4 protein-coding genes and 1 pseudogene are annotated in these 5405 nt (G+C 71.0%); 3 read left to right on the forward strand and 2 right to left on the reverse strand.

Annotated features, from left to right (window positions below):
• Positions 1 to 247: 247 nt before the first annotated feature.
• Both QH283_RS21575 and QH283_RS21580 read right to left on the reverse strand, forming a co-directional pair.
• Positions 248 to 715: an NUDIX hydrolase gene (locus QH283_RS21575; protein ID WP_280504792.1), complete on the reverse strand. Its 468-nt coding sequence runs from the start codon at positions 713 to 715 to the stop codon at positions 248 to 250.
• Positions 716 to 770: 55 nt separating this feature from the next.
• Entirely contained in the window at positions 771 to 1316 is a 546-nt protein-coding gene (locus QH283_RS21580) for a PadR family transcriptional regulator (RefSeq protein WP_280504793.1), read from the reverse strand.
• A gap of 45 nt (positions 1317 to 1361) precedes the next feature.
• On the opposite strand from QH283_RS21580, the gene QH283_RS21585 reads away from it, so the two are divergent.
• The 3 genes and pseudogenes from QH283_RS21585 to QH283_RS21595 form a co-directional block, all read left to right on the forward strand.
• Positions 1362 to 1928, forward strand: a complete 567-nt coding sequence (locus QH283_RS21585) for a peptide deformylase (RefSeq protein WP_280504794.1) — start codon at positions 1362 to 1364, stop codon at positions 1926 to 1928.
• A 253-nt stretch (positions 1929 to 2181) separates the two neighbouring features.
• The gene (locus QH283_RS21590) at positions 2182 to 2805 is read left to right on the forward strand and encodes a TetR/AcrR family transcriptional regulator (protein WP_280504795.1); all 624 of its coding nucleotides are present in this window, start codon (positions 2182 to 2184) and stop codon (positions 2803 to 2805) included.
• Positions 2806 to 3076: 271 nt separating this feature from the next.
• Positions 3077 to 4798: pseudogene (locus tag QH283_RS21595) on the forward strand (hypothetical protein); the annotation flags it as partial.
• Between the last annotated feature and the right edge of the window lie 607 nt (positions 4799 to 5405).

Consider the following 5405-nt stretch of genomic DNA (forward strand, 5'->3'; position numbering starts at 1 on the left):
TTCGACCCCCGGGGCGGCACCTCCCACAGACGCCCCCCGCGCTCCCGCGCGGCGGCCTTCTGCGTTCGACCCGATTCCGCAGAGCACATCGTCGTTCCGTTGGTCGGCCAAATGATCGTCTGCGCGACGCGAACTCCCACACCTCGGGTTCGTCGTCCATGCAGACCTCTCTGTCGAACTCTTCGACCGTCCACGCCGGCGACAGCCCGTCCACCGGCAGAGGCGACAACTCTCCGCACCGGGGAAGTCAGTGCTGGACCAGGCCACCGACTGGGACAGGAGCGACGTGGCCGGTCATCGGAAGTTCGTGCGCGAGGGCAAGGCCGATATCGACCAGCGATGATCTGCGCAGACCGGAAACCTCGGAGATCGGGGTCCAAACCGGGTCGACGGTTTCACCGTTCGGTTCGGGTCGGAGACGTCTGCCGGTGATACGAACCTGGTAGAAGATGCCGATGTTCTGGTGCTCGGTTCCGGCACGCGCCTCGGACGCCGGAATCACTCTCGAGTCCACCCCCAGCAGGCGCTCGACGATTCCGCGGCAACCGGTTTCTTCGGTGAGTTCGCGAGTGACCGCGTCGAAGGGATCCTCCGTGTGCTCGACCCTGCCGCCGGGAAGAGTCCAGTTGTGGTCGCCGCTCTCCTGGACAGATCGTACGAGCAGGACTTGTTCGTCGTCGATGCATACCGCGTACGTGGCCAGCCGAAAACTCATGCGCGTGAAATCACCTCCGGCAGTTCCTCGGAGGCACCGAGCCTGCCGGTGCCGGTCAGCCGCAGTCGGCGCGGTGGTCGAGATCGGCGAGAACTTTCTGGTGCCAGTCGATTTCGGTCCTGATGCGCATGGTGGCGTGTTCGACGACGAGGTCGTCGATGCGGGTGTGGCCGGGCGGGCGGCGGTCGGGTTGGTGTTCGATGCGGGAGAGGCGGGCTCGGAGGGCGGCGAGGCGGTCCTCGAGGTAGCCGCGCAGCAGGGCGGGGTCGAGGTCGGCGCTGACGGCGAGGGCCAGGTCGACGGGGTCGGGGCGGATGTCGACTTCGGTGAGGGCTTCGTCGCGGAGGGCGGCGAGTTCGCGACGGCCCTCGTCGGTGATCTCGTAGACGGTGCGGGCGGGCAGGGCACCGTCCTGTTCGGTGCGCAGGGGCCGGACGAGGCCTTCGTCGGACATACGGTGCAGGGCGCCGTAGAGGGAGCCGGGTTTGACTCGGGACCACAGGTCGGCGCGGTCGAGGCGGGCGTCGCGGCGAAGCTGGTGGCCGTGCATGGGGCCGCGGCGGGCCAGGGCGGCGAGGACGAACAGCCGGGTCTCGTTCACTCCACTACTCTGACATGAGTACTCATATTTGAGTAATCTGCGGACATGACTGTGCGACCGATTCTCATCGCCGGTGACGACCGGCTGTCCACGCCCGCGGTTGCGGTGACGGTGTTCGACGAGGAACTGGCGGCGTTCGTGGACGATCTGTTCGAGACCAACACGGCCGCGCCCGGCGCCGGGTTGGCGGCCAACCAGGTCGGTGATCCGCGGGCGGTGTTCGTCTACGACCTCACCGACCGCGGCAGGCGGTACCGGGGGCATGTGGTGAATCCGGCGCTGGAGACCTCGGAGATCCCGGAGACCATGCCCGATCCGGGTGCCGATCTGGAGGGCTGCCTTTCGGTGCCGGGCGAGTGGTTCCCGACGGGACGCGCGCACTGGGCACGGGTGACGGGCGTTGACCGCACCGGTCGGCCGGTGACGGTGGAGGGCACGGGCTATCTGGCCAGGTGCCTGCAACACGAGGTGGACCATCTGTCGGGGTTGCTGTATCTGGATCGGCTGATCGGGCGGAACCGGCGGGAGGCGCGGCGGATGATCAAGCAGCGGCAGTGGACGCGGCCGGGCAACAGCTGGTTGCCGCGGGCGTCGGCGGCCGACCGGTCGTGAGCCGCGCCCGTCGGAGGTCGTCCGTCGGAGGTCGCCCGTCGGAGGTCGCTTGTCGGGGGACGCGGAACTGCGCGGTAGACGACGGTCGGGACGTATCGACGTCGAGACGGGGACACCATCGGGCCGCCGGTAGGCTGACGCCGTGCGGGCGCAGCGGGAGGATACGAGCAGCGGTACCGGCCGTGGCGATCGTTGCGACCCCGCCCCACCGCTGCCACCCCGGGGCGATATCGACGGCGCGGCACGGGAATTCCTGGCCGCGGCCGGTGAGACATGGGCGGATCTGGCGGAGCTGGATCCGCGGTCGCGGCGGAGCGTGGACGCCGCGCGCGACAGTTTCGCCGAGGTGGGGTTCGAGGAGACCACCATGGTGGGCATCGCCACGCTCGCCGGGGTGGGGGTGGCGACGGTGTACCGGCGGTTCGGGACGAAGTCGGCGTTGGTGCGCTACGCGCTGATGGCCGAGTCGCAGCGGGTCGGGGTGATCATGGCCGAGGCGGTGCACCGGTCGGCGGGTCCGGTGAGCGCGCTGGCGGAGATGTTCGCGGCGTTCGTCAGCGAGGCCCGCTCGCCGCGTCTGTTGACGCGCAGTCTGCGAGTCTCCCCGGCGGCCGGGGAGCTGACCGGCTTCCTGACCGGGGACGAGTTCATCGCCCAGGGGCGGACGTTGGTGGCGCGGTTCCTGCGACGCTGGCAGCGGCGCGGCGAGCTGGGCGACTTCGACGCCGAGGTGGTTGCGGAATTGTTCGTGCGGTCGACGATGTCGTTCATCTCCCATCCGCGCGGGACGCTGCCGCTGCACGACGGCGAGGCGGCCAGGCAGTTCGCGCGCCGGTTCCTGGCTCCCCTGCTGGTCCCGCACCCCGGGGCACGCTGAGAGCGCACCTCTGCGGGGCGGGTGATCGGTCCGAAACATTTACCGGCGCGTGCGTCGGATCTCGGCCTGTTCTGGGTAGACGTGTGGTGGGTGTGCCCGCATCGCGACGGCAACGCGGGAAAGATCGCCCGGCTCAGCCACATACGCAGTACTCTGCGTTACATATACCGGTATCCGATCGGGAGGACCCGTGCCGAGCACCACCGACGAGCTACTGCCAGGACTTCTCGCCCAGGAGGGCGGCGGCGCCGCGCTGGATCAGGTCTTCGCCATGACCGGGGCCGCGGGCGTGGTCGCCGCCGTGCTGCTGTGGATCGGCTACCTGCACCGCACCCGGCGCATCACCTGGCTGGGCGCGCTGGCCGACTGGATCGGCGGGCTGATGAACCGCCCGGGCTGGGTGGCCTTGCCCGCCACCCTGTTCCTCGTCACCATCCTGACCGCGCTGATCGGCTTCATCTGGGACGTCAGCCTGCACATCGGCGACGGCCGCGACGAGGGCCCACTGGCCAATCCGGCCCACTACTTCATCCTCGTCGGGCTGTTCTTCCTGTTCACCGCGGGCATGGCGGCGATCGTGCTGCCGCTGGACGACAAGCCGGGGCCTGCGGCGGTGCGGATCACCCGCACCTGGTATGCCCCGGTCGGCGGCATCCTGCTCGCCGCGACCGGCCTGTACGCGCTGATCGGGTTCCCGCTCGACGACATCTGGCATCGCATGTTCGGCCAGGACGTCACGCTGTGGGGGCCCACCCATCTGATGCTCATCGGCGGCGCGGGTCTGTCCCTGGTGGCGGTGCTGCTGCTCGAGTACGAGGGCAAGCGCAGCAAGCCGCGCTCCGACGACCCCGACTCGCGAGGCGTGCGCGCGCAGCGGGTGTTCGCCTTCGGCGGCCTGCTGATCGGCCTGTCGGTGTTCCAGGTCGAGTACGACTTCGGGGTGCAGCAGTTCCCGCTCGTGTTGCAGCCGCTGCTGATCACCGCCGCCGCCACGGTCACGCTGGTGGCGGCGCGGGTGGTGCTCGGGCGTGGCAGCACGCTGCTGGTGGTGGCGTTCGCGTTCGCGGTGCGACTGCTGGTCGCCTGGCTGGTGGCCGGGCCGATCATCGACGCGCCGCGCAATGTCTTCCCGCTGTATCTCGGCGCCGCCGTGGTGGTGGAGTTGCTGGCGTTGCTGCCGCTGCACCGCAACCGGCTGTGGTGGGGCGCGCTGGCCGGTCTCGGTATCGCGACCGTCGGGATGTGGATCGAGTCGCGCTGGGTGGACGCGGTGTTCCTGAATCCGTGGCCGGGTTCGATGTGGCCGAAGCTGCTGCTCCTGACGGTGCCCACCGGCATCCTCGGCGGCGTGGTCGGCGCGATGCTGGGCACGGTGTTGCGCGGCGAGCGGCTGCCACGTCCGCCGGTGCGGCGCGCGATCATGGTGGCCGCCGTGCTGGTGCTGGGCGCGAGCACCGCCTACGGGCTGGTCATGCGGGTGCCCGGCAACGCCTCGGCCACGATCACGCTGCGCGACACCGCGCCCGCCGCGGGCGGGGAACGCATGGTGGTCGCCGACGTGCGGTTCGAGCCCGCCGATCTGGTCAGCGACGATCCCGAGTGGGTGCAGATCCTGTCCTGGCAGGGCGGCGCCGAGGCCGACGATCTGGGCAGCGGGCTGGTCGTCGACCGGCTCACCCGGGTCGAGGAGGGCCACTACCGGTCCACCCGGCCGGTGCCCGCGGACGGCACGTGGAAGACCGTGCTGCGCGTGCACGACGGGCAGACGTTCACGGCGGTGCCGATCTTCATGGCCGCCGACCCCGGGATCGGGGCCGAGGAGGTGCCCGCCTCCGACAACGTCCGGCGCGAATTCATCCCGGAGATCACGGTGTTGCAGCGGGAGCGGTCGTTCGACCATCCGGCGTGGCTGTTCGCCGCGGCGTCGCTGGTGGTGCTGCTGTGCAGCCTGGCGATGGTGTGGGGGCTGTCGTGGGGCGCGGCGCGGATCAACGAGCGCTACGACGGCGGGCCCGCAACGACGGGGCGGCATGCGCGCACGGCCGGCTCACCGGTGACCGCGGGCACCGCCGGTGCCGCGTCGACGGGCACGAGCACCGGGTCCGCGGGGGCGACCGCCGCGCCAGCCGACACGAGCACCGCGCCAGCCGACACGAGCGCCGCACCCGCGGGCACGGACGACTCGGTCGTGTCCGGCGGAAGCGCCCGGGCGGGGGGGGGGGGGGCCCGGGCGGGGGGTGGGGCGCCCCGGCCCGGCGGGGGCCCCGGCCCCCCGGGCGGGGGGGGGCGCGCCGGTACTGCTGGGCTTTTTTGTCTTGTATCTGGGGGGGGGGGGCCTGGGGGGCGACCGTCCGCGACTGGGGGGCGGAAGCAGCCGCCCGCCGAGCTGGAGCGGTTGCGTGCGGATGCTGGCGCGATCGATCGGGCGACAGCGTTCGCGGTGATCGAAGATGTGGCCGCGCTCGATCTCCACGCGCGTCCTGACCTCGCGGCCATCGGAGTAGCGACCCCACTGTTCGACCAGCGGGCCGAGCAGTGCAGCGCTTACTGGTCGTCGGCGGGGTGGAGTTCACTGAGTCTCGCGGGCCACGGGTAGCGGC

This window comes from Nocardia farcinica (genome assembly GCF_029867845.1).
Taxonomy (GTDB): Bacteria; Actinomycetota; Actinomycetes; order Mycobacteriales; family Mycobacteriaceae; genus Nocardia; species Nocardia farcinica_A.